The 25,061-nt window shown below is 35.9% G+C and carries 25 protein-coding genes and 2 pseudogenes; 10 read left to right on the top strand and 17 right to left on the bottom strand.

What is annotated here, in order from left to right:
* Positions 1 to 2 precede the first annotated feature (2 nt).
* Positions 3 to 1,208 (top strand): M20 family metallopeptidase, encoded by a 1,206-nt coding sequence (locus AC5LWL_RS03620; RefSeq protein WP_493433050.1) that lies wholly within the window; start codon positions 3 to 5, stop codon positions 1,206 to 1,208.
* 593 nt (positions 1,209 to 1,801) lie between these two features.
* Here AC5LWL_RS03620 and AC5LWL_RS03615 read toward each other — a convergent pair.
* Both AC5LWL_RS03615 and AC5LWL_RS03610 read right to left on the bottom strand, forming a co-directional pair.
* Entirely contained in the window at positions 1,802 to 2,311 is a 510-nt protein-coding gene (locus AC5LWL_RS03615; protein WP_493433049.1) for an NYN domain-containing protein, read from the bottom strand.
* Positions 2,312 to 2,695: 384 nt separating this feature from the next.
* Entirely contained in the window at positions 2,696 to 3,274 is a 579-nt protein-coding gene (locus AC5LWL_RS03610) for a TetR/AcrR family transcriptional regulator (RefSeq protein ID WP_493433048.1), read from the bottom strand.
* Positions 3,275 to 3,476: 202 nt separating this feature from the next.
* Here AC5LWL_RS03610 and AC5LWL_RS03605 point away from each other — a divergent pair, with 202 nt between their 5' ends.
* The 3 genes from AC5LWL_RS03605 (at position 3,477) to AC5LWL_RS03595 (ending at position 7,273) form a co-directional block, all read left to right on the top strand.
* Positions 3,477 to 4,679 carry an MFS transporter gene (locus AC5LWL_RS03605; RefSeq protein WP_493433047.1) on the top strand — a complete coding sequence of 401 codons (1,203 nt, stop codon included), beginning with the start codon at positions 3,477 to 3,479 and terminating at the stop codon, positions 4,677 to 4,679.
* Between the two features lie 346 nt (positions 4,680 to 5,025).
* A complete protein-coding gene (locus tag AC5LWL_RS03600; RefSeq protein WP_493433046.1) occupies positions 5,026 to 5,871 on the top strand; it encodes an SDR family oxidoreductase in 846 nt (281 codons plus the stop codon).
* Positions 5,872 to 6,736: 865 nt separating this feature from the next.
* Positions 6,737 to 7,273: a hypothetical protein gene (locus AC5LWL_RS03595; RefSeq protein ID WP_493433045.1), complete on the top strand. Its 537-nt coding sequence runs from the start codon at positions 6,737 to 6,739 to the stop codon at positions 7,271 to 7,273.
* Positions 7,274 to 7,371: 98 nt separating this feature from the next.
* On the opposite strand, the gene AC5LWL_RS03590 is transcribed toward AC5LWL_RS03595, so the two are convergent.
* Entirely contained in the window at positions 7,372 to 7,527 is a 156-nt protein-coding gene (locus AC5LWL_RS03590; RefSeq protein WP_493433044.1) for a hypothetical protein, read from the bottom strand.
* A 13-nt stretch (positions 7,528 to 7,540) separates the two neighbouring features.
* Positions 7,541 to 7,693, bottom strand: coding sequence for a YfhD family protein (locus tag AC5LWL_RS03585; RefSeq protein ID WP_493433043.1), 153 nt, complete (start codon positions 7,691 to 7,693; stop codon positions 7,541 to 7,543).
* A 273-nt stretch (positions 7,694 to 7,966) separates the two neighbouring features.
* Here AC5LWL_RS03585 and AC5LWL_RS03580 point away from each other — a divergent pair, with 273 nt between their 5' ends.
* Positions 7,967 to 8,275, top strand: a complete 309-nt coding sequence (locus AC5LWL_RS03580) for a DUF2642 domain-containing protein (RefSeq protein ID WP_493433042.1) — start codon at positions 7,967 to 7,969, stop codon at positions 8,273 to 8,275.
* 93 nt (positions 8,276 to 8,368) lie between these two features.
* Here AC5LWL_RS03580 and AC5LWL_RS03575 read toward each other — a convergent pair whose 3' ends face one another.
* The 10 genes and pseudogenes from AC5LWL_RS03575 to AC5LWL_RS03530 all read right to left on the bottom strand — a co-directional run.
* Complete coding sequence (locus AC5LWL_RS03575; RefSeq protein WP_493433041.1) at positions 8,369 to 8,854, bottom strand: sigma-70 family RNA polymerase sigma factor; 486 nt, start codon at positions 8,852 to 8,854, stop codon at positions 8,369 to 8,371.
* 351 nt (positions 8,855 to 9,205) lie between these two features.
* Positions 9,206 to 10,552 carry an LLM class flavin-dependent oxidoreductase gene (locus tag AC5LWL_RS03570; protein WP_493433040.1) on the bottom strand — a complete coding sequence of 449 codons (1,347 nt, stop codon included), beginning with the start codon at positions 10,550 to 10,552 and terminating at the stop codon, positions 9,206 to 9,208.
* A 474-nt stretch (positions 10,553 to 11,026) separates the two neighbouring features.
* Positions 11,027 to 12,166 carry an amidohydrolase gene (locus tag AC5LWL_RS03565; protein ID WP_493433039.1) on the bottom strand — a complete coding sequence of 380 codons (1,140 nt, stop codon included), beginning with the start codon at positions 12,164 to 12,166 and terminating at the stop codon, positions 11,027 to 11,029.
* Positions 12,167 to 12,171: 5 nt separating this feature from the next.
* Positions 12,172 to 12,912, bottom strand: a complete 741-nt coding sequence (locus tag AC5LWL_RS03560) for an amino acid ABC transporter ATP-binding protein (protein ID WP_493433038.1) — start codon at positions 12,910 to 12,912, stop codon at positions 12,172 to 12,174.
* A 12-nt stretch (positions 12,913 to 12,924) separates the two neighbouring features.
* Positions 12,925 to 13,602, bottom strand: a complete 678-nt coding sequence (locus tag AC5LWL_RS03555; protein ID WP_493433037.1) for an amino acid ABC transporter permease — start codon at positions 13,600 to 13,602, stop codon at positions 12,925 to 12,927.
* A 14-nt stretch (positions 13,603 to 13,616) separates the two neighbouring features.
* On the bottom strand, positions 13,617 to 14,399 hold the full coding sequence (locus AC5LWL_RS03550) for a transporter substrate-binding domain-containing protein (protein WP_493433036.1): 783 nt from the start codon (positions 14,397 to 14,399) through the stop codon (positions 13,617 to 13,619).
* 9 nt (positions 14,400 to 14,408) lie between these two features.
* Positions 14,409 to 14,921 carry a GNAT family N-acetyltransferase gene (locus AC5LWL_RS03545; RefSeq protein WP_493433035.1) on the bottom strand — a complete coding sequence of 171 codons (513 nt, stop codon included), beginning with the start codon at positions 14,919 to 14,921 and terminating at the stop codon, positions 14,409 to 14,411.
* Positions 14,914 to 16,278 carry an adenylosuccinate lyase gene (gene purB / locus AC5LWL_RS03540; RefSeq protein ID WP_493433034.1) on the bottom strand — a complete coding sequence of 455 codons (1,365 nt, stop codon included), beginning with the start codon at positions 16,276 to 16,278 and terminating at the stop codon, positions 14,914 to 14,916. Before purB ends, AC5LWL_RS03545 begins: the two co-directional genes overlap by 8 nt.
* Before the next feature lie 654 nt (positions 16,279 to 16,932).
* Complete coding sequence (locus tag AC5LWL_RS03535) at positions 16,933 to 17,442, bottom strand: NYN domain-containing protein (protein WP_493433033.1); 510 nt, start codon at positions 17,440 to 17,442, stop codon at positions 16,933 to 16,935.
* Positions 17,443 to 17,626: 184 nt separating this feature from the next.
* Positions 17,627 to 18,532, bottom strand: a pseudogene (locus tag AC5LWL_RS03530) (NADP-dependent oxidoreductase); the annotation flags it as partial.
* Between the two features lie 107 nt (positions 18,533 to 18,639).
* Here AC5LWL_RS03530 and AC5LWL_RS03525 point away from each other — a divergent pair.
* From AC5LWL_RS03525 to AC5LWL_RS03505, 5 genes and pseudogenes are all read left to right on the top strand, one after another.
* Entirely contained in the window at positions 18,640 to 19,089 is a 450-nt protein-coding gene (locus AC5LWL_RS03525) for a competence protein ComK (protein WP_493433032.1), read from the top strand.
* A gap of 470 nt (positions 19,090 to 19,559) precedes the next feature.
* On the top strand, positions 19,560 to 19,931 hold the full coding sequence (locus AC5LWL_RS03520; RefSeq protein WP_493433031.1) for a VOC family protein: 372 nt from the start codon (positions 19,560 to 19,562) through the stop codon (positions 19,929 to 19,931).
* Positions 19,932 to 20,041: 110 nt separating this feature from the next.
* Positions 20,042 to 20,125: pseudogene (locus AC5LWL_RS03515) on the top strand (VOC family protein); the annotation flags it as partial.
* A gap of 244 nt (positions 20,126 to 20,369) precedes the next feature.
* The gene (locus AC5LWL_RS03510; RefSeq protein ID WP_493433030.1) at positions 20,370 to 20,828 is read left to right on the top strand and encodes a hypothetical protein; all 459 of its coding nucleotides are present in this window, start codon (positions 20,370 to 20,372) and stop codon (positions 20,826 to 20,828) included.
* Positions 20,829 to 20,970: 142 nt separating this feature from the next.
* Positions 20,971 to 21,360 (top strand): hypothetical protein, encoded by a 390-nt coding sequence (locus AC5LWL_RS03505; RefSeq protein WP_493433029.1) that lies wholly within the window; start codon positions 20,971 to 20,973, stop codon positions 21,358 to 21,360.
* Positions 21,361 to 21,712: 352 nt separating this feature from the next.
* Here the strand turns inward: AC5LWL_RS03505 and AC5LWL_RS03500 are convergent, their stop codons facing one another.
* The 3 genes from AC5LWL_RS03500 to AC5LWL_RS03490 form a co-directional block, all read right to left on the bottom strand.
* Positions 21,713 to 22,372 carry an amino acid ABC transporter permease gene (locus AC5LWL_RS03500; protein WP_493433028.1) on the bottom strand — a complete coding sequence of 220 codons (660 nt, stop codon included), beginning with the start codon at positions 22,370 to 22,372 and terminating at the stop codon, positions 21,713 to 21,715.
* A gap of 242 nt (positions 22,373 to 22,614) precedes the next feature.
* Positions 22,615 to 23,409, bottom strand: a complete 795-nt coding sequence (locus AC5LWL_RS03495; protein WP_493433027.1) for a transporter substrate-binding domain-containing protein — start codon at positions 23,407 to 23,409, stop codon at positions 22,615 to 22,617.
* A gap of 119 nt (positions 23,410 to 23,528) precedes the next feature.
* Positions 23,529 to 24,962, bottom strand: a complete 1,434-nt coding sequence (locus AC5LWL_RS03490; protein ID WP_493433026.1) for an NAD-dependent succinate-semialdehyde dehydrogenase — start codon at positions 24,960 to 24,962, stop codon at positions 23,529 to 23,531.
* Between the last annotated feature and the right edge of the window lie 99 nt (positions 24,963 to 25,061).

The following is a 25,061-nucleotide window of genomic DNA, read 5'->3' as shown; positions in this document are numbered from 1 at the left end:
CCATGAGCAAGACATTATCTGGAATAGAACGAATAAAGGATTCAATAGAAAAGAAGAAAGAACTATATATTCAAACAAGCCAAGCTATTCATGCTAATCCAGAAATAGGAAACCAGGAATTTTTTGCAAGCAAGACCCATGTAGAGAATTTAACCAATGCTGGATTTAATGTAGAAACAGCCGTTGCTGGCCACGAAACTTCCTTTTATGCGGTAAAAGAGAGCGGTACTGCTGGTCCAACAATTGCTTTCCTTGCGGAATACGATGCCCTTCCTGGAATTGGTCATGCTTGTGGTCATAATATTATCGGCACAACAAGTGTAGCCGCTGGAATTGCTCTTGCCGAAACACTTGCTGAGACAGGCGGACGTGTTGTTGTGCTAGGTACTCCTGCCGAAGAAGGCGGTCCTAATGGAAGTGCAAAGGGCAGCTTTGTAAAACATGGCTATTTAAAGGATGTGGATGCGGCATTAATGATCCACCCTTCTGGCAAAACATCTTTAACAAGTGAAACACTTGCGGTAGATCCGCTTGACTTTCATTTTTACGGCAAAGCGGCCCATGCAGCCGGCTCTCCTGAAAAAGGAATTAACGCTTTGGATGCGGTTATTCAATTATTTGTTGGTATTAATGCCCTTCGACAGCAGCTTCCATCTGATATAAGAATTCATGGCATTATCACACATGGCGGAGATGCACCAAACATCATTCCAGATTATGCTTCCGCCCGCTTCTATCTTCGTGCGGATACATGGAAAAAAACAGAAGAAGTAGCAACAAAAGTCCGCGCTATCGCAGAAGCTGCCGCCCTTGCAACAGGTGCAACAGTGAAAATTGACCGCTTCCAAAATGAAGTAAAAGATTTTGTTCTAAACGCTGTTTTGGATGAAGTATTAAAAGAAGAATTAGAAGCTGTCGGAGAAAAAGTATCGTTGAAGAAAGCTACAGGCAAAGGTTCTACAGATGCTGGAAATATTAGCTATGAAGTGCCAACCGCCCATCCGCATATAAAAATCGGTCCAGATGATTTAATTGCCCATACAAATAAATTTAGAGAAGCCGCAAAATCTGCTGTTGGAGATGAGGCATTGCTAAAAGGCGCCAAAGCTCTTGCAGCAACAGGCTACAAGCTTTTAACAGACAGACCATTGCTAAACCGAGTCAAAGATGAATTCGAAAAAGCAAAAGCACAGAAACAACAAGCGTAAGTGGAAAAGACTCCCGGGGTGGGAGTCTTTTTTGCTTCGTCAAATATTCTCTAAATTTGTCGAAAATCATTAGAGTGCAAACGCAACAGCTGAATTGTAGCGCGTATTTGTTTCTTATTGAACTTTAGTACCCAAGTTCCCAAAAAATTTTGGTTTCATTCCCTCTTTAGATCAGAATCCACCATTGCTTGACAGCACTTCTCCCACTTGGTTCTATATCTCTTCATAATCATTTTCTAATCAGGAATGAGGAGCGGTTATGTTCTCTAAAAACAACCCAGATACTAAAAGAAGAAGCACAACAAGCTAAACTGTTATACTTCTAGCCTATAAATATTCGACAAAATTCGGGGCGTCACTGTGACCCAATATAGGAAAAAAAAGTTTACATGTGGATATAGGTAAAGGGGCATAGAAAAAATGCATGGTTTGTTATTGGACTAACGGAGAAGGAGCGTGGAATGTACAAATAATATACATAGAGTTTAAGGCTTCAAACTATCTGATCAAAGAAATGACCAAGATAATTCTTTATTCTATCAAAATCAAATATTCGTTATTAGTTATGATTAATTCTTTATAAAATAAAAAATTCAAGAAGGAAATGGCTTTGCTTTCAACCAATTATTTTTAAAGAATTCTTTATCTAAACAATATACTCCTGATGCATGTTCAATTAATTTCCTGGCGTTTTTAACTCCATCATTTTCAGTAGTTGCAATAAATACTTCTTTGTTTAACTTTTTAACCTCATCGACGGCTTTTATAAAATCAGAATCTCCACTGACTAATACGGCTTTATCATAACTATTTTTAAAACCATCTACTAACATATCGATTGCTAAATTGACATCTGTTCTTTTTTCTTTATTATCCCAGCCAATAGATTCCTCTGTTATTTCAATATGATTATATTGACTTAATTTGTTTAACAGTCCCCCCATGCTAGAGCCACCATAGATTTTTACTTTCTCTAATACTTCATCATCATTAATGAACGTTTTATGGATAGTAACAAAATCCAAGTACGCTCTATTACCTAAAAACTTATAAGAGTAGGCAAGAAAGTTATACATATCAATATAAATAGAAACTTTTTTCATTTTATTATCACCTCCAATTACATTATACCAAATAAAAAGATTGGTCGTCATTTTCATATATTGGAAGAAAATATGTTCTGATTGCTACTGGGGAAGCAATCTAGAGAAAAAGCATCCCCTTTTTTTGACACATTTCATGACTTTATTTCAGATCTATTCTTAATTTCATTCAATTGTGGAGCAAAAATTAAAAGGTTGATGCACATTATATTTTAATAATTTGTATCAACCTTTATTTTTATGATTAGTTAATATTTAGCTATTGATAATTTCTAACCACCAATTTTGGAGAGTACAGAGTGGGCTGCACGATTATGACGTCAAATTCACCTACATCTCTTCCAAAAAACAAAAGAATACTCCACCTAAAACTAGGGTAGCTTTTCACTCCAAATGAATTCCCTTAAATGAATATTCCACTAATTTTTCAACATATTCATCATCCAAACTTTCATTTATTACTAGTAATCGATAGAAAATTGGTCCGTAAATCAGATCAATACTTACCTCTAGATCAAGATCTTCCCTCAATTCCCCACGCTCAATCCCACGTTCCAAGAGATGCCTTGCCTCAAGCCGACGAGGATGAAAATATCTAGTCCGGTATGCTTCCGATAGTCCTGAATCAAATTGACCTTCACCAATCAGCTCCTTGATCCCTTTACCCTCTTTACTTACCAAAAACCGAGCTAGGTTAGTGGCATGAATAAGTATGTCATTAAATACCTTACCTGTATCTGGCATTGGTAGTCTTGCCGAAGCAGCTGATAAAAAGCCGTCCATAACAACGGCAGCTTTATTGGGCCACCATTTATAAATGGTAGCTTTACTAACCCCGGCACGCTCCGCAATTTTCTCAACCGTAACGTTTCCAAAGCCATATTCCAACAGCAAATCATATGAAGCAGATAGGATAGACTTTTGCGTTTCAACATTACGTGGACGTCCTCTTTTGTTATTCACACGAATCCTCCTCTTTAAAATAAAAACGATACGTTCATTATAATAAATATTTCCTTAAATGAAAAATATCTATTTACAAAACCGAACGTTCAGTATATTATTTAGATATTAATTAATAAACGATACGTTCAGTATTTAATTAATAATGGCTAATTTTAACCTATTTATCCTGGTCAATCACACAAAAATGAGGAGGATTACAATGCAAAAAACAAATCAAATGAACGAGGGAAAACGCATTTCACGCTGGATTATATTTCTATTAGCATCCGCATGCGGACTTATTGTGGCCAATCTTTATTACGCACAAACTCTAATAGGGCCTATCAGTGTCTCTACAGGTCTTTCTTCCGCAGCGGCGGGATTCATTGTCACCTTAACACAAATCGGTTATGTTGCAGGGTTATTGTTTATCGTACCGCTTAGTGACATTATGGAAAATCGGCGCCTCGTAACAGTATCACTAATTGTAGTAATATGTGCTTTGCTTACGGCAACATTCGCGTCAAATGCATTCATTTTCTTAACGGCATCCCTCTTTATTGGACTGGGATCTGTGGTAGCCCAAATATTAGTTCCCTTCGCTGCTCATTTAGCGTCTGAAGAGCAGCGGGGGCAAGTGGTTGGAACCGTAATGAGTGGACTCTTACTCGGAATTATGTTTGCTCGTCCTCTGGCAAGCTTAATTACTAGCATTTGGGGCTGGCAAACAATTTTTGCTTTATCAGCGATTGTTATCACTCTTTTATTAATTCTTTTATCCCGTATTCTTCCTGAGCGCAGACCAACACATTCGATAAACTATACTAAATTAATTTTCTCTTTAATATCTCTTTTAAAACAAACACCTATCCTACATCGACGAGCCATTTATCAAGCTTGTTTATTTGGAGCCTTTAGCCTATTTTGGACGGTAATTCCTTTGCACTTAACTAATGATTTTGGAATGTCCCAACAAGGAATCGCATTGTTTGCAATGGCAGGTGTAGGTGGCGCAATAGCAGCACCAATAGCTGGAAGACTTGCGGATAAAGGCTGGACCAGAATTTTGACTGGGCTGGCAATGATGATTGCCATCTTGTCTTTTTTACTAACCTATTTTTTTCAAAACAATTCATCAGCGGTTCTTGTATTGCTTATAATTGCCGCTATTACGCTAGATGCAGCCGTATCGGGAAACCTTGTGCTTGGGCAGCGTGCTATTTATTCATTAGGAAGTGAATCAAGAGGCAGACTAAATGGACTTTTCATGGCTATATTCTTCATTGGAGGAGCAATTGGCTCATCTTTGGGCGGGTGGTCTTATGCTTACGGCGGCTGGAGTTTAACCGCACTAATCGGAGTCGTTATGCCACTATTCGCTTTACTTTACTTTTTTACTGAAAAAAAATCTCCGTCACAGTGACGCCCCGAATATTATCTAAATTTGTCGAAAATCACTAGAATGCAAACGCAACAGCTGCATTATAGTGCGTGTTTGTTTTTGAGGATTGTTGCAGCTTTTTTATAAAGTGTTCATAAGCGTTAATTTCGTTTAATCCAATCGTATCACTCTCTTAAAATAATAATCTTATTATGCCATTTAAAGTTAACATTATTTAATTGCAGTATACTTCCCAGATAGAAGCTTTCTTGCAATTGTAGGGTGATTGAACTTAAACTAAAAGGGTAGTTTCACCTTTAAAAAGAGAAGCATGACGAGAAGAATTTTAACAAACAGAAGAACAACACACCTGCTATGGAGGGAAAAGATGAATATTCTTGTGACAGGATTTACTGGAAAAGTTGGCTTTGAAGTGGCCAAAGTTTTAAAAGAAAAAGAGATCCCCATGAAATGTGGGGTGAGAAATGTAGAGAAGGTTAAATTGAAGTATGGAGACGCTTATGAATTTGTTACGCTCGACTTTGCAGATCCAACCACATTTGAAAGTGCATTAAACCACATCGATAAAATATTTCTGATATATCCGCCAGGCGACATGATTAAGTTCGAAAGTTTTTTACATCAGGCAAAAGAAAAGGGCATCAAGCACATTGTCTATTTGTCCGTTAAAGATGTTCAATTCTTGCCGTTTATCCATCATTTCAAAAATGAAAAGCTGATTAAAAAGCTTGGCGTTCCTTATACCTTTATTCGTGCCGGATATTTCATGCAAAATCTAAATGATTTTCTTGGGGAAGAAATAAAAGAAAGACAGCGAATCTTTGTACCTGCCGGGAAAGGAAAGACCAGTTTTGTGGATACAAGGGACATTGCCGAAGTGGCCTCGATAGCTTTACAAGATACTGAAAAACACCAAAATAAGAAATATGTGATCACAGGTGATGAGGCGTTTGACTTTCACAAGGTTGCAGACATTATGACCGAGGTGCTGTGCGTTAACATTCAGTACACCAATCCTTCCGTTAAAGAATTTAAAGAATTTATGCTCCATAAAGGGGTAAATAAAGAATTCGTTAATGTGGTTATAGGTATTCATTTCCCAACAAAACTGGGATTAGCTAAAGGGATTACACATGATTATGAAAATATTACAAATAAGAAGCCAACTAAAATTACCACCTATATTAAGGATTATTTTTCGTCGTCACAGTGACGCCCCGAATATTATCTAAATTTGTCGAAAATCACTAGAGTGCAAGCGCAACACTGCATTGTGTTGCGTGTTTGTTTCTTTTTGAACTTTAGTACCCAAGTTCCCAATAGATTTGGGTTTTGTTCTCTCGTTAGATCAGAATTTACCATGGTTCAGGGCGTCACTGTGACCTATGATCTTTGAATATTGACTTTTCATTAACTGCTCGTTATAATGTCAGTACATAGAAATTCTAGGTTATGATATTCAATATTTGACCATGAACTGATGATAGCCAATTGGAAGAAAAAACAGATGCGTTCCTACAAATCAAAGAAGGTCTCATACTTTCCAATCATAGCGTTCAATTATGTTTTCAGCCTATACTTACCAATCGTTTTATTCGTTTTTGCATCATTACAACATGCTTATTTTATCCGATTAGCCGGTTAGCCTACCACTGGGGTGTCATTCAGAGAATTTGATCTTTGAAAGCTTATTAGTATAAGCTTTCTAATTTTTAAGCCTATACATAGTAATTCTATATATATATTAATTGGAGGTTTTTAGTCGGTTTAATAGTTGCCAGATTTTCAGCTGAGAAATTAGAATTTGTTTTTGTTGTGCCCCCATACTATTCCAATCCAGTTAGGCAGCACGCCCCCATCTCAATATTCAAAAAATTGGAGGAATAGAGGTGGGGAGAAACTAGCCCGTAAACCTTCAATCAGGGCTGGCTTTCCTACAGTGTATGAGAAAAAACTCCCATTGCAGGAAAGGGTTTAAAATAGATGCATCACCGCACTTTTTATTAGATGTATGGTAAACCTACGAGAGCAAAAATAAAAAAACAGACACATCTATCCAAATCAAAGGAGCTAATAATATGACGTCAATCTTACTTTTCTTTCCCATTTTGGGCATTCTTTTTGGCCCCGCTATGGCTAAGTACCTTTATCATAAGCCATGGATCAAGCTTCCGCATAACATCATACAATCTGTATGGCTTTCTGGATTATGTCTCTTTGTCTTAAATACTATCATTTTTTTCATCACATGCTTAATCTCGGCTGGGGCTATTACGTTAGCTAGTAAACTCAATGTCTATACTTGGTCTCCCGCACTCATTCTTATTGCCATTTGCAGTCCATTTGTCAGCGTGGTCGTCTGGCTGCTCTTTAAATACCAGCTGCGTCATCAGAGCCGAAACAAACGCTTTGCTGCAGCCTTTATTGGGCAATCTTTTTATCTATGCCTAGGCGTTGGGATTATACTATTATCCCTTCTCATCCCCTCTCAGAACGATGATTCTGGCATGAATTTCGCCGGCTTTATCATAGGAATAGCAGTGAGTATTTGTGCGATTGTTATCGGACTATCTGTTATATGTAGCAAAATACCGCATGGGCTTGATAAGGCTTAACCGCAAGCTACTTATATTATATGACGGATGGGTTTTTCGCTAAGCCCATCCGGAATTATGTGCCGCACTTTATAAAAAGGCATAATCAAACGATCCCTCTAAAAAAGACAAACCATATTAAAATCTGCATTCATTGCATTAGGCTTTTCCAATCTTAAATCCATTATGCCTGTCCCCCAACGAATTAAAGTATCACCGAAGGGGGGCTGGCTGGCCAGAATGATAAAGTTAAAAAGATTACTGATAATCAGCAATCCTTCCTCCTATTTATTGTGGTTTTGGTGCTTTAAGCTTTTCTTTTTCCCCTAATTCAGCAGAAAACTCCTCATCCACCTGCTCTGGTGCTATTTTCAAGTTTTTAGGTGTTTGTGGCAAAGAGCCTTTATTACCAGCTGCTTTTTGATTATTTGCTCTACCCATTTTCTATTCCCTCCTTTCTCTCTGTTATCATCTATAGTATGGCTAAAATGCTGAATAATATTTTCTCCCAGCTTTAAAAATATAAAAAGTTAGCACGAAAAGAAAGTTAATTTTTTACGTCTATTTCAACTAATTTTATCTTTAGATTTATACTTATTTACCAGAAATGTATTCATTTTCCAATGTATTAGCAGGACAATATCGCCTTCATTGTCTTAATGCACATTATTAGACATAATCTCATAAGTTATGGATAAAGGAGTGAAGTTGCTAATGCATCATTCTCAGCATTCTAATCACAATCAAACTTTACCACCCGGCCAATACATGTATTCCAAACAGTTTCCAGAAACAATGAAACAGTTATCTCCCATATATACAGTTCCTGCAGAACCAGTATTTCTTGATCATTTATTAATGAATATAGGTAAAACCGTTCAAATTAAAACAAGAGATGAATCGTTAGAAGGACTGCTAACAGGTGTGGCTATTGATCACCTGCAACTTACTGTTGGAAATCTAAATTATCATATTCGTCTTCAACAAATAATCTACTTCATCGGGAAACCTTCATTTCTTTGATGAAGTCTTTTTTATGCTATTATTGTCAAACTATATAAAAGAATGCCCACTATTTCTACATAAAACATTCTAAGCTAATCGACAAAATCCGAGCTATTTCGGGTCGTCACTGTGACCGTAATACCACGCTCCCTTCTTCCATCCTTTTACTGCTGATGGTGTCACCTTTTCCTTCTCGGCAATCTCTTTTACCGTCATTTGTTGAATCATCGTGTAAATAACCCATTTTGTTTGGCATTCGGTTAATGGTTTGCACAACTGCCTAATGCTATATTCTTCTTCTGAATAGAGGCTTGGGCTTTCAACCATCAACCAAAATTCTTCTTCTGGATGAATATATCGCGCTTCTTCTTTTGATTGTTTCTTCAATTCATCCACAAACCTTCCCCACATATGTCGGTAGAGGTAGCTGCTATATTTACCTTTCTCCGGCTGAAAAGTATGACTTGCTTCCCAAATGCTAATCAATCCAATTTGAAAAAATTCTCCTTTATTTTTGAAAATCGACAATTTCTTGATCATATGCTGAATCATTGGTGTATATTGTTCCACTAACTCTTCAAAACTAGCAGGCTTCATTGTTTTATCCTTGTAGAAAAGCGCTTTTCTTGTTATTCCTAGGTACCCTCAATGTACGGGAAAAAGAGCGAACCAGCGAAAGCCGAAACAGCTAGTTTAAAGGATAACTAAGCAAAAAACAGTCCAAATCGACCGCTAAAGAGAAACCTGATTAGAGGAAAATGAAAAAATAGCAGATATTCATCAAAAATAGAAAAAAAGACCCCTTTTTTAAGGCGCCTTCATTTTAACCAGTTATTATTCTTCTATTAAAGACAACAGATACTGCCCCATATTAAAGTACTACTCTAACATAGGATAGGCGCAGAAATTTAGATTCTTCTAGGCCATTAAACTTCGACAAATTTCAATCTATTTCGGGTCGTCACTGTGACCGACTGCCAAATGAACTGGCATTTCTATACCTAAGTTTCCACGTAATGTGTTACTTTCATATTCAGTACGATAAATCCCTCTAGATTGCAGTTCAGGAATTACATTGGTAACAAAGTCAGATAGAGAATCTGGTAAAAGCGCAGGCATGATATTAAATCCATCAGCAGCACCTTCGTTTACCCAATCCTCCATCTTGTCAGCAATTTGAGATGGAGTTCCAATGGCTATATGATGTCCGCGTGAACCTGCAACCCATTGATAAGTCTGACGTAATGTCCAACTTTCTTCTTTAGCTTTCTTTAAAATCATTTCGTGTTTGCTCTGGATACCATTATAGTGATCTGGAAGTTTGATATCTGTAAATGGCGTATCCAATGGAATGCCTTCAAAGTCTATGTCCCCAAAGTACCTGCCCAAAATGGCAAGTCCAGCTTTAGGAATGATTAACTCTTGCAATGCTTCATATCTTTCTTGTGCTTCTGCTTCGGTCGCTCCTACAATAGGCATAAATCCAGGCATAATACTTAAATTGCTTTTCAGTCGGTTAAAAAATTTCATTTGACCTTTTAAGTCATTGTAAAAGGTAATTGCATCGTCTTTATTTGCTTGGGCAGTAAAGACAATTTCTGCATATTTAGCGGCAAATCGCTGTCCATCACCAGAAGACCCTGCTTGTACAATTACTGGATGCCCTTGTGGAGATCTTGACACATTTAGCGGTCCTCTGACAGAGAAAAATTCACCGTGATGGTTGATTTGATGGAACTTGTTTTTATCAATAAACTGCCCAGATTTTTTGTTAATCAATAAAGTGTCTTCTTCCCAAGAATTCCATAATTTTTTGGTAACTTCAATAAATTCCGTTGCTCTTCTATAGCGAGCACTGTGTTCTAAATGCTCAGTTTTATTAAAATTTTCAGCAGTGGAAGCTAGAGAGGTTGTCACAACATTCCAACCAGCACGCCCTGCACTTATATGGTCCAACGAAGCAAACTTCCTCGCAACATGAAAGGGTTCTTCATATGTAGTTGATGCGGTTGCAACTAAGCCTATCTGGTTTGTAACTGACGCAAGATAGGATAGCAATGTCATTGGCTCAAATCTAGTTAGAATATTAGGATGTGAATTTTCATCGACTGATAAGCTATCTGCCAAGAATAATAAGTCGAATAATCCTTTTTCAGCAGTCTGTGCTATTTCTTTCATATAGGATAGATTCATAGATGCATTCGATATAGCATTTGGATGTCTCCATGAAGCAACGTGATGGCCAGTTCCAGCTAGAAACAAACCTAATTTCACCTTTTTTTGTTGATCTTTCATATTGAATTTCCTCCTTTGCTTTTAAAACCTTTTTGAGTAAATTAAGAAAATCGCAAGCCCCTTGTTAAGCCCCGAAGAAAATGTTCCCCTGACTCCTCAAAAAGTGTTTTTACTTTTTGAGACAGGAGACAATAGTCACAGGGGCTAGGTGCTGGCCGTTTAAACACTCGTAAACGAAAAAAATCGACTAAAATAATTGATTCTCATCCTGCGAAACTTATGTCTTCGCCCGGCACTTGTACATTCTATACGGCGAAGCTAGACAGACTCCACATTTTGAAAGTTTTATACTTGCTTATCTTAGAACAAAAAAAATAAAATCTTCCTTCATATACAGAAGAAAGATCATAACTATGAGAAGAAGAATGATACACTAAAAAATGCAAAATTTCTAGATAAGTACCAAAACAACTTCCATCCAGCATCAATAATTCGGAAATATAGTGCTTTGCATACTGTTAAAAACAGTTAGAATTATTTCTTATTCAATACATTCACTGCTAGATTAGCAAAATATTCAGATGCAACTTTTATTGCTTCCTCTTTTAAATCAAATTCTGGATGATGCCATTCTTGAGATCCATCTACCCCCATCCAAACAAAAAATCCAGGAATATAAGTTTGATAAAACGCAAAGTCTTCTCCACCTGCACTTGGCACAGCATCGACAACATTATAGCCAGCTTCTACAGCAGTCACTCGAGCGATTTCTTCCAATTCAGGATGATTATTTACTACTGGTAAATAATCATCCCAAATAAACTCAACAGAACCGCCATTTCCTTGAGCAATAGACTCAGCTAAGTTTTTCATTAATCCTGGAATTACTTCTCGTGCTTCAGGCTGGAGTGTCCGAACTGTTCCTTCAAGAATAACAGCGTTGGGAATTACATTCCATGTGTTTCCCCCATGGATACTGGTAATACTAATAACAGCATTATCAAACAAATTTATTCTTCTGGCAATAATGGTCTGTACAGACGTTACATACTGACTAGCAATAACAATAGGATCAATTGCATTATGAGGGATACCCGCATGCCCACCTACACCATTGAATTTAATTTTAAATTTATCTACACTTGCCATTAATCCTCCTGATTTTACTCCAATGGTACCAACTGGCAAATCAGGTTTATTATGCATACCAAAAATAGAAGAAACGCCTTCTAATGCCCCTTTTTCTACTGCTATCTTCGCACCTTGAGCCACTTCCTCTGCTGCTTGGAAAATAAATCTAACTGTTCCGTGTAATTTATCTTTTTGCTCATATAAGAGGATCGCCGCTCCTAATATGGAAACAGTATGGAAATCATGGCCACATGCATGCATTTTCCCATCCATTTTCGATTTAAACGGTACCGTTGTTTCTTCTTTTATTGGTAAGGCATCAATGTCTGACCGAATTGCTATAGTTGGTCCCTCAAAAGCTCCTTTAATTTCAGCAACAACACCTGTTTCTAAATCAAGAGGAAGAATCGCAATATTATGTTCTATCAACCACTTTTTAATATGAGCAGTTGTATTAAATTCCTCAAAAGCTAGTTCTGGGTTTTCATGTAAATATCTTCTTTTTCCAATTAAATCCTTTAGTAGTTCATGGGACATTTTCATGATTGTTATTCATCTCTTTCCAGTGTTTTTAAAAATTGTTTCGTTCTTGGATTTTTCGGATTATGAAATAATTCCTTTGGATCATTCTCCTCGACAATATTTCCGTCTGCCATGAAGATGACTCGGTTTGCTACTTCTTCAGCAAATTTCATTTCATGTGTGACGATAATCATTGTAGTATTTTGCTTTGCAATCTCTTTTATAACTTGAAGTACTTCAGAAACCCATTCTGGATCAAGTGCAGATGTTGGTTCATCAAAGAGAATTGCATGTGGGTTTACAGCAAGCGCCCGAGCAATCCCGACACGCTGTTGCTGTCCGCCAGACAAAGTAGACGGATATTGATGAAATTTATCCTCAAGTCCAACCTTAATTAACAACTCTTTTCCAATTTTCTCTGCCTCGTGCTTATCCATTTTCTTAGCAACAATTAATGCTTCTGTAACGTTTTGCAAAGCCATTTTATTTTTGAACAGATTATAGTTTTGGAAGACCATTGCTGTTTCCTGTCGCAAATTATGGACATCTTTTCTTCCCATTTTTGCTACATCTACGCTTGTCTCTCCAATATGGATAATGCCTTCATCTGGTACTTCTAATAAATTTAAGCAGCGTAATAATGTTGATTTACCTGAACCAGATGGTCCAATAATAGCCAACACATCACCACGATCGACGTGTAAATCAACACCATTTAAAACGGTATTTTTACCGAAGCTCTTTTTCAAATTTTTCACAGATATCATAGTAAGACTCCTTTAACTGATATACGGTTTTTCCATTCGCTTTTCAATTACTTGTTGGATTAAAGTAACTATTATAATCAGAATCCAATAAAGCAATGCCAATGCTAAGTATGTTTCAAAAAATTTCAAGGAACTTGCTGCTAAAATTTTTCCTTGTGCAAATAATTCTACTATACCTAATGTAAAAGCTAGGGAAGTCTCTTTAATTAGACCAATAAAAACATTACTGCTCGCTGGAATTGCATTACGAATTGCTTGAGGTATAACGATTTTGCGCAAAGCTTGTGCTTTTGTCATTCCAACAGATAAACAAGCCTCTACTTGTCCTTTTTCCACAGAGTTCAATGCTGCTCGGAAGATTTCCGCTAAAAACGCCGACTGTTTTAAGCTGAGCCCCAAAATAGCTGCCGTAACTGCGGTCATTCCCGTTAATGCAGGAAAAATCTGTGGTAAACCGTAATAGATTAAAAACAACTGCACTAACGTTGGAATAGCCCGAAAAAAAGAAATATAAATAGTTGCAATCTGCTTTAAAACAGGGATATTCGACCTTGTAATTAAGGCAAGAACTAATCCGCCAATGACGGAAAAAAACATAGAGATGACAGCAAGAAATAAGGTGTATGGAATTAATTTCAAAAGTGCCGGGAAAATTTCTACAAAATAACCAAAATCAAGTTCAAGATTCATTTTGTTCCTCCAAATTATTCCTTAACCGTGATGTCTTCACCAGAAAAATATTTCTTAGATAATTCTGTTAAAGTTCCATCCTCACGTAACTTCTCGATTTCAGCGTTAAATGCTTCAGATAATTTCTCGCCTTCTTCATTTTTTGCGAAAGGAAAAGAAACATCTTCATAAACAAATGGCTCACCAACAAATTTCAATGGAAGATCACCTTTTTCAATCTCAGCAATTAAAGATGATTTTGCGTTAACATAGCCATCGACACGCTTGTTTATTGCGTCATTCATTGCTCCATCACGAGTTTCGTATGTTTTTGCGATAATTTCAGGATTGAAATTTTGTAAATTTACAACATTATTAGAACCTAGAACTCCAGAAACAGTTTTCCCCTTTAAATCATCTAAACTATCATAATCATTGTCTTTATTAGTAACAATGGTAACCCCTGCATAAGCATATGGCTCAGAGAAATTATATTTTTCTTTTCTTTCTTTCGTTACAGCAACAAAGTTTGCAATAGTTTCAATTTTTCCTGTTTCTAATTGACCCATTAAACCTGCAAAATCAGTTTTAACCCATTTTACGTCATAGCCTAAATTTGCAGCAATTTTTTCAAAAACTTCTACATCATACCCAACCAATTTACCATCTTTTTCATAACCGTTCGGATAACTTTGTGCCGTTGATCCTACACGAAGAACTTTCTTTTTACTGTTTCCTGATTCTTCATTTGCATTCCCGCATGCTGCTAATAAAAGCATAACTGCCATAGTAATAATTAAGAGTAATTTCTTCTTCATGATGTTTTCCTACCTTTTCTTATATGATTTTGATAATAATAGTTTTTCTAAATATATTGTTATATGTCCTTTACCTAAATCAGACTCTCCAACCTTTTTATAACCACGATTTAGGTACATTTCCGCAAGCCAAGGATGTTCTTTTGCTGTACCCAATGATACGGAAGGACAATGAAGCGTGTCTCGCAAGTAATCATTTTCGATAAAATCTAATAATTTTGATGCATAACCTTTTCTCTTATATTCAGGAGCAACAGCAACCCACCAAATATGCGGAATTTCATAAGGTCCATGCTGACTGCTCCATGGCATTCGGATAGAAGCAGTCGCTACCATCTCGTCTCCATCCTTCATATAAAAACAAATATTTTCATTCACATTTTTTTCTACTAGCTTCTCGTCAGCAGTGGCTGCTGCAAAATTAATCCCAAGCTCACGGATCGATGCATAACCACGTAAAGATAAATCAAGTAATTCTTTAATATCTTTATTAGTAGCTTGATGAAAGGACAAGTTACTCATTTAATAACCCTCCATTCTTAATGGATTGAATTACCTCATTTACCTTTTGACTTGCAAGACCTGTATACTGGCTAGGATCTAGTAACTCATTAATTTCTTCCTTAGACAGTACAGAAGCCACTTTTTCATTTGCCATTAGAAGCTCTTTAAATGAAGCTTTTTGTTCGACTGACTCCATAGCAATTTTATAAACAAGGGAATGTGCTGTTTGTTTTCCCAACTTTTCAGATAACGCGAACATTACACGTTCTGATAAAATAAGACCACCTTGCATTTCCAAGTTTTTCATCATATTTATAGGTTTTACTACCAGTCCTTGTAATACAGTTATCGTACTTTTTAGCTGAGAAGAAAGATATAAGCAAATTTCCGGCAAAGCAATCCATTCACTTCTCCAGCTCATTGCATCTCGCTCATGTTCCATCACTAATGATTCATGGAGAAGTGCAACACTATGCAGAATAGGCTTCGTTAAACTTGCGATTCCTTCAAAAATAGCTGGATTGCGTTTATGAGGCATCGTTGTCGATCCCACATTCCCAGTTTTAAATGGTTCTTCTACTTCATCAATTTCTGAACGCATTAAATTATAGAATTCATTCCCCAGTTTCCCAAGAGAACCACTTATCAAACCAAGTATAGAACCATATTCAGAAAGCCGATCACGAGAAGAATGCCAACAAATAGTCGGAGTGTCCAATTCCAGAAGTTCTAGTGCTCTTTTTTCTACGTTAGGACCACTATTTCCTAATGCAGCATAAGTACCGACTCCTCCAGCAAGTACTCCAGTAAAAACTCTCGTTTCAACAGCATGTAACCTTTCTAAATGACGTTCAAACTCACTTAATACTACGGCAATCTTAAAGCCAAAAGTCGTTGGTAACCCTTGCATTCCATGCGTTCTTCCAGGCATTGGTGTTTCTTTATATTTAGAGGCTAGTCCAATTAAAAGATTCGCTACTGTCTTAACATCCCGCTTAAGTATATTATTTGCTTCTTTTAACTGGAGAATCATACCAGTATCAGTTACATCCTGAGTAGTTATTCCATAATGAACAAATTCTCCATACTCTCCAGAAAGTAATTGCAAATGATTAACAGTTGCCATTAATGAATGTTTTAATTTCGCAGCCTCTTCTGCTATTTTATCAATTTCGAAATTTTCTATTTTAGCAGCGTTTTTAATCACACTTCCCGCTTTTTCTGGAATAATTCCGAGTTCACTTTCTGCCAATGCTAATGCAGCTTCAACATCAAGAATCTTCTGTAATCTATTCTCATCATTCCATACAGTTCGCATTTCCGCTGTACTAAAGTTATTTTGCAACATTCTTAAATCTAAAACATGTGAACCCATCTTGTTTACACTCCTAAGTTGACATCTAGAATATTCTTGTAAAGCTTTTCGAACATCCCAACCGCACTATTCCTACGTTTATAGTAAGAATTATATCATAGTGTTTTTAACATGCAACAATTATTTCAAAAATTGAGAATGTACAAACAATATAACTATTTAGAATAGAATCTTTTTAGTACAGAAATAAATGGACGAATTTTCAAAATAAAACAGGCATGTTTTGGTTTCCGATTATAAGTTGGCCGTCTATTGATTTCTTGTTCCAATGATTAACTAACTAGTTATTTTGATCTATTTCAATTTCAGATCATCATTGTGAGTTAAAGTGAAAGAGGAACAACTCCAGTACAGCAAATAGGGAAAGAAAGTTACATGTGGGATATGAATAAAGGGGCAAAGAAAAATACAAGTTTTTTTATTGGACTGACTAACGGAGAAGGAAAGTTAAATGTACAGCCTTACATGGAGTTACCAAGACTGCATACTATCTGATTAATTATGAAAAAGAATCAAAATAGATATTCATTAGTTACGATTCTTATAGAAACGAAGCGAATCAAAATCAAACTTGGTTAGCTGTTTTCTAAATTGAATGTTAATTTTTATAGTAGCATTTGTAGAAATACACCGTCTCCTTATAAAACAAAAGATTTAAGAAGGAAATGGCTTTGCTTTCAACCAATTATTTTTAAAGAATTCTTTATCTAAACAATATACTCCTGATGCATGTTCAATTAATTTCCTTGCGTTTTTAACTCCATCATTTTCAGTAGTTGCAATAAATACTTCTTTGTTTAACTTTTTAACCTCATCGACGGCTTTTATAAAATCAGAATCTCCACTTACTAATACGGCTTTATCATAACTATTTTTAAAACCATCTACTAACATATCGATTGCTAAATTGACATCTGTTCTTTTTTCTTTATTATTCCAGCCAATAGATTCCTCTGTTATTTCAATATGATTATATTGACTTAATTTGTTTAACAGTCCTCCCATGCTAGAACCACCATAGATTTTTACTTTCTCTAAGACTTCATCATCATTAATGAATGTTTTATGGATAGTAACAAAATCCAAGTACGCTCTATTACCTAAAAACTTATAGGAGTAGGCAAGAAAGTTATACATATCAATATAGATAGAAACTTTTTTCATTTAGTATCACCTCCAATTACATTATATCAAATAAAAGGAAAGGTCATCATTATCATATATTGGAAGACAATGCGACCTAACATCTATGGGGAATAGCGAGAATTTCAATTATCTATTGTTCTCCACTAAAGATAAATCAGACACCCCCTCCTTTTTAAAAATTTTCCTCCAATTTTGGTAACAGCTATCTGATTTTTAAAATTATTTTTCCTTTAGCCCTTCCCGACTCCGCATATTCCATCGCCTTTTGAGCATCTTCAAAAGAAAAAACTCTATCAATTACAGGGATGATATTACCTGACTCAATAAAGTTTGCAATAATACGTAATTGATCTCCACTTGGTTTCATAAACAAAAATATATATTGAACATGATGCTTTTTTTCAAGTGTAGTAAGTTTATGGCTTACTGCTGAAAACAACAACCTCTTAAAAAATCCTGAACCATATTCTTTAGCAAAACGAGCATTCGGTATTCCCGATACAGAGATAATTTTTCCTCCTTCTTTTATAATATCGAATGATTTTTCCAGTATCTTGCCCCCAAGTGTATCAAATACTGCATCATAATTTTCCAGGATATCCTCAAATTTTTCTTTCTTATAATTAATAATTTTATCTGCACCTAGAGATTTCACTAAATTCGCACCAGCATCGCTGGCATTTGTAGCAACAGTGGCACCCATTAATTTTGCCAGTTGAATGGCAAAGGTACCGACACCACCAGCACCAGCTTGAATCAAAATCTTTTGTCCTTTTTGTAATTTTAGTACGTCATGTAAAGCTTGATAGGAAGTTAATCCAATTAGTGGAATGGATGCTGCTTCCTCAAAGCTCAAATTTTTAGGTTTTAAAGCTATATCATTTTCATGAATGGAAATATATTCTGCAAAAGTACCTATGTTACTCTTACGGGGACGTGCATATATTTCATCACCAACATTAAAACGTGTCACTTTTCTTCCAACTTTCACCACAATACCAGAAAAATCATTACCAAGAATTAGAGGCATTTTATATTTTATTAACAATTTCACTTTGCCATCACGTATCTTAAAATCAATAGGATTAATACTAGCTGCATGTATTTCTTCCTTTTTAGCGGTCTGACGCATTTTCAAAACTATCATACTTTTGCCTTATGAGTATTCGACAAATTCCGGGATATTCCGGGTCGTCACTGTGACTAAAAAAACCAATGGCCCTGCTGCCAGCATTTCGCCACGACTACTCCACGATTGTATTAGAAGTAAATCAAATGCTATTTATTAAAGAAACACCATTAAAGCTCATAGAAAAAGCAGCCATAAAAGGCGGCGCAGACTATAGAGGCAGGCGCAAATTTGTGATTCACCTGCTTGGTGTAATAAAGAAAGTTCCCATTCCAATTGATCAAACAAAACAAATATATGCCTTTCCAAGTCAGTCACCTGGTCATATAAACTGCTGTTGGATTTTCTACCAACATGTTGAATCCATCCAAAAGCCAATCGACACTACTGCAAAAGATTATCGCTCCATCATTGTTTTTCATAATGGCAAAGAACTACCAAGAGTAGAATCCACCTATGTTCTCGAAAAACAAATGTTCCGGACATGGAAATGTATCATGCATCTAATGCCAGACTACCCTAATACAGCCAATTGAAATGTGAACAAAGACATCACTTTTATGCGATTTTCTCTAAAAGTGGTGTCTTTGTTTTTATATGCCTTTCACTTGTTTGCCTTGTTGTTACTTAAACACTATGGAATTGCTATCTTGTACCTTTTTTCTTCTCTAAGAAATAAAGTTTTTATGTTTTTGTTTTGTACGTTTGCTATTGAATACCCAAGAAAAGTACAACAAATTCAAGATTCTTTTAACCTATCAATCTTCGACAAATTTCGGATTGTCACTGTAGACATGGGCAATCATATGAAATTACTACCCTAACACAAGAAAAGCTCAAAAAATTTAGTTTCTTTTAGTCAATTACAATTCGACAAATTCCGAGCCACTTCGGGTTGTCACTGTCACTTCGGGTTGTCACTGTGACCATTGTACATTCCCAAAAAATTTCCCTATAATTAATAAATAAAGCTTCTATATTTCTATTATTAAGAGGAGGATAAAAAATGAAACTTGGCGCATTTTCAGTAAGTTTGAATGTAAAAGACATTCATGTATCAAAATCATTTTACGAAAACCTTGGATTTGAGATTTTTGGTGGCGATATTACACAAAATTGGCTTATTATGAAAAATGAAAATTGTATAATAGGTTTATTCCAGGGTATGTTTGACAAGAACATTCTTACTTTTAATCCAGGGTGGAATCAAAATGCGGAGAACCTTCATTCTTTTACCGATATTCGAGAGATTCAAAAGCAGCTGAAAGAACAAGGAGTAAAAATCCTAACTGAAGCGGATGAAGCTAGTGAAGGACCAGCACATTTAACAATAGAAGATCCAGATGGTAACCAAATTCTTTTAGATCAACATATTTAACATCCTCGTAAGCCTACTTTTTTCGTTCTTTGAGGAAGAGTAAATAAGATCGCCCAATTTGTATGTCTGAAGCTTACATAGGCCGTTGCTTTTTTATTTATATGGTTATTGTAGTAATTCCGAAATATGCTTTGCCTGAAATGGCAGGGGGGCATTATGAAGGAAATATTTTTGGTATTCATCAACCAAATTAGAATACAAAATTTATATATAGAGTATTCATATCTTTCATCACTAGAACCGAAAGATATTGCCAATCTTATCTTGAAAGTAAACGATAATGCGACTAATACTTTTATTTAACACATTCTTAGAAGATTATCCATTTTGGAAAGACTATGGACTACTGCCCGTGGTGATGGAAAAAGTCATATTTATTCCAAGAGGGTGTTTGATTTAAAAGATAAAATAAATATGCAATAAAAGGAATTGATGTCAATGGAAATAACTGATTTGTGTGAAGCCTGTAAAAGAAATGAGATTAGTGTTGTAGAAACAAATGATGACCCTAATCAGCCTTATAAATTATGCAATCAATGTCACGAAAGACTATTAAAATATTCATTGCGCCCTATTGAATGGTATAATCTAGCAGTTGTCCATTCTTCAAATAAATTTTTATTGCACGATGATTTTTATGAAGAAGACGGAGAGGCTTGCCAACCAGAAGAAGATGTATTTGTAACTAAAAAAGAGAAAGCACCAACATTAAGAGCCGTTCGAAATGATTTGGAGTCTTTAATAGATTTTTCAATCACCAGATGGTTTCTTGAGGATAATGTAATAAATGCCCTTAAAAATCACGATACCAAAAAGACCTTGCGTTCTGTAAAATCTAGGTTTTATGAAACCGAAAATTACGCAGTAAAATCACGAATGTTGAAAAATTGTAGCTGATGTTTTAGGTACTTCTGCTTCGGGATGGGTAAGGGAACTTTGGGAGAATTATGACGAAGAATTTCTTTACCCAATTTCTTGGGCAACAGCTAGTAGTTTACCAGCCGAAGAGGGATTAAATAATATATTTGAGAAATTGAAATTGGTAAGTGAAAAAGAATTGCCAATAGCGGCTTTTACCTGCTTAAACCGTTTTCGTTCAAGCAATATATTTGATTGGATTGAGTCAACTTGCACAATTTTTAACGATAATTGGGGAAGGCTGGCAGCCGTATGCTTCCCTACCTGGGAAAGAATGAAATCTTGGCTAAACAAAGGAAGACCTTTAAGTTTAATTGCACTGGATACAATGGCGAACTGTGTTAAAGGTTATGGCGACATTCATGTTGCGCAATATTCTCCTAAGATACTTGGAACAAACAAAAATGAAGTAGAGCAAATATTAAATGATTATTATCAAAAAGATGGTGTTCCTCGTGTTAAAATGAAAGTAGCGACAATAGTAGATAACAAACAAGAAATATTTGAATAAGGCTGATGGATGCCTCTATATGTATAAAAGCGTGTGCTTAAATGGCACACGCTTTTTTCACTTCTATTTTTACTGATGATTGGTACGCTAAATTCTTTCTAATTTGAATGCTATTTAGTTTGTTTTTTAGAACTTTATACTTCTGAACCGAACTCGTTACTCTTTTAAGGAACTTTCGTTTTATCCAGTTATTATTTATTCATGATTCATCTATTACAGAAATCCGCTCCTACTCCACATGAAACTACTATTCTAATACGAGACAAGCTTAATAATTAGATTCTTGTAATATATTACGATTCGACAAACTCCGAGCAAATTCGGGTTGTCACTGTGACCTGGGCCGATCGTGTTAATATACACTCACACTTTTTTCAATTTTCCCTACGATATAGCCCATAATAGTAGTTAGCAATAAATAGATTAGACCTACTAGGACAAAAATTTCTATATAGCGATATGTAGAACTTATAATCTGCTGACCTGTTCGTAATAAATCATATAAAGCAATGGTAGACACAAGGGATGATTCTTTAATTAAGGAAATACATTCATTGCCTAACGGCGGAAGCATACGACGAAATGCTTGAGGAATAATAATAAAGTGCATTGATTGCCTATAATTAAACCCTAGCGAGCGTGCAGCTTCCATTTGTCCTTTGTGTATGGATTCAATCGCTCCTCTTGCGATTTCTGCTATATATGCAGAAGAGTTTATCGTAAGTGCAATAACTGCTGATACAAATGGTGGAAAGGTTAATGCAGCATTTAAGGTTGGAAGTGCAAAGTGAATAGCAAATAATTGAAGCAAAAGCGGCGTTCCTCTGATTACCCAAATATAAAATCTACTTATTTTACATAAAATAGATATACTTGATACTCTTCCCATCCCAATGATAATTCCTAACAATGATCCTAATATAATAGAAATTGCGGCAACTTTTACGGTAACTAATGCACCTTGCATTAAATAAGGTAAGTACTTCATCGAAAATTCATAATAGTCCATCATTACGCCACTCCTTTAGAATGAATAAAAATCATACTAATGAAAAAATTTATTACTATAAAGTGACCCTTTCATCAGTGGGGGGGTTGTTCACCCTCCACTGATGGTTAGTTGAATTTATCGGATCTTTTGGGCAGTTCTCCCCCCACCTCGCTTCCTCGATTTCTCAGCATCCCAAGATGGGGGTTTTACTGCCCGTTATGTGGGATAAAGTAAACCGGAGCATCTACTACCCCGATTCTTTTTTACTCTCCAAACCAGTCCTCTTTTACTTTATCAATAGTACCTTGGTCTTTCATATTTTTAATTGCTTTATTTAACGCTTCTTCTAAATCCTTGTCAGTTTTACGAACTGCAATTCCAACAGGAAGCTCTTGAAAGCTATCTCCAACTATTTCAAAAGCATCTGGCTTAGTCTTCATGTAATAACGCCCAACCATTTCACCGACAATGATGGCATCTAATCTTCCTAATCCCATATCATTGAAAGCATCCGTATATCCATTGTACGTTTTTATCTCTTTGATTCCTGAAATAGTTTTCGCTGCTGTTTCACTTGTTGTTCCTAATTGAACACCTGCAACCTTCCCTTTAAGATCTTCTTTTGAATTAATTTTAAGAGGATTACCTGTTTTTACAATTACAACTTGGCCAAAATTAAGATATTCAGCAAAATTAACTTTTTGCTTTCTTTCATCTGTTATATTCATAGAGGACATAATAATATCGTATTTTTTTGCATCGAGACCAGGAATAATTCCATCCCACGCTGTAGGAATAAATTCCGCTTTTACCCCTAACTCTTTTGCTACTTCTTTTGCAAGATCAATATCCAAGCCAACCAACTCATTCTTATCGTTCCGAAACTCCATTGGTGGGTATGTATCATCTACAGCTATCGTAATTTTCCCTTCATCTTTAATGGCTTTCAATGTATTTCCATTACCTGAACCATTCGCACCACTAGTATTTTTTGATCCGCATGCACTTAATGATAAAACCACCAATAGTATCGCTATAAAGAAACTTAATTTTTTCATCATTAACCTCCAAATTTGTTGAAAATTATTATTAGAAATTGATTTGCAAAAAGACAGATTATTCCATTCATTATTTTCAAAAAATCACTTGGCCCTTCATAACGATTTTTTAAGAAGGTTTACAGATCAAGTTCCATTGATAAATATTTATAATCTAAATAATCTTCGATACCATATTTCCCGCCTTCACGCCCAATTCCTGATTGTTTAACTCCACCGAACGGTGCTTGTGTAACAGCAGGTAATGGATCATTAATGCCGACAATTCCATATTCAAGCGCTTCTGATACTCTAAAAATACGTGATGCGTCTTTTGTGAAAATATAGGAGGCTAATCCATATTTAGTCTCATTTGCTTTTTGAATTACTTCTTCCTCATATTCAAATTCAAAAATTGGAGCAACTGGACCAAAGGTTTCTTCTCCAGCAATTTTCATTTGATGTGTGGCATGAAGGAGAACCGTGGGTTCAAAGAAATAGCCATTTTCGAATTGCTTTCCTTCTGGCTGCTTCCCACCAAATAAAACTTCAGCTCCTTTCATAACAGCATCCTCAATATGGTCTTTTGCCTTTTGAACAGCTTGTTCATTAATCAATGGCCCCATATTTACCTCAGGATCTAGTCCATTACCAATTACTAAATTTTTCATTTTTTCACCTAAAACTTCTGTAAATTGTTTTATAATTGACTTTTGAACATAAACTCGATTCGTACAAACACAAGTTTGTCCAGAATTTCTAAACTTGCTAGTAATCACTCCATCAGCTGCTTTTTCAATATCTGCATCCTCAAATACAATAAATGGAGCATGTCCACCAAGTTCCATCGAAACTTTTTTCATCGTATCAGCTGACTGGCGCATAAGCTCTTTTCCAACTTTGGTTGAACCAGTAAAAGTAATCTTACGTACACTATCACTACTCATTATGGCATTGCCAATTTCTTTGGGAATACCATGTACCAAATTGATGACACCTTTAGGTACTTTGGCTACATCAAAAGCCTTTACCACTTCAATTGCCGTTAAAGGAGTTGACTCAGCAGGCTTTACAACAACTGTACAACCTGCCGCCAAAGCTGGAGCTAACTTTCTAGTGATCATCGCCATTGGAAAATTCCAAGGTGTAATAGCTCCTACTACACCCACTGGCTGTCTTAGAACAAATAATCTTTTTTTAGGATCAGAGGAAGGAATGGTATCTCCGTAAATTCTTTTTGCCTCTTCTGCATACCAATTCAAGTAGTCAATCGCTAGGCCAATTTCTGCTTTCGCATCTAAAAGAGCTTTTCCCATTTCTGTAGTAATTAATTCAGCAAGTAAATCTATTCGCGAATGAAGTATATTCGCTACATCCTTCAAATATTGACAGCGTTCTTTCGCAATCAGTTTGGACCATGGGAGGAAGGCTAACTTAGCAGCTTCTATCGCTGCTTCCGTATCTAATTTCCCACCCTTAGCGACTGTCCCTACCACATCACCAGTCGCAGGATTAAACACATTATACGTTTCTCCAGATTGGGCATTGCACCATTTCCCATCTATATAAAGCATGAAAGATCCCTGCCTTTCTTTTCTGAAATAATGCTTCACCATTTAACTAACTGGTACTACCAGTTAAAGTTAGATATTAGATATTAGATACTCAATCAT

This window comes from Niallia sp. WK069_GA_01, assembly GCF_983173855.1.
This window is presented reverse-complemented; position numbering and strand designations above follow the sequence as displayed.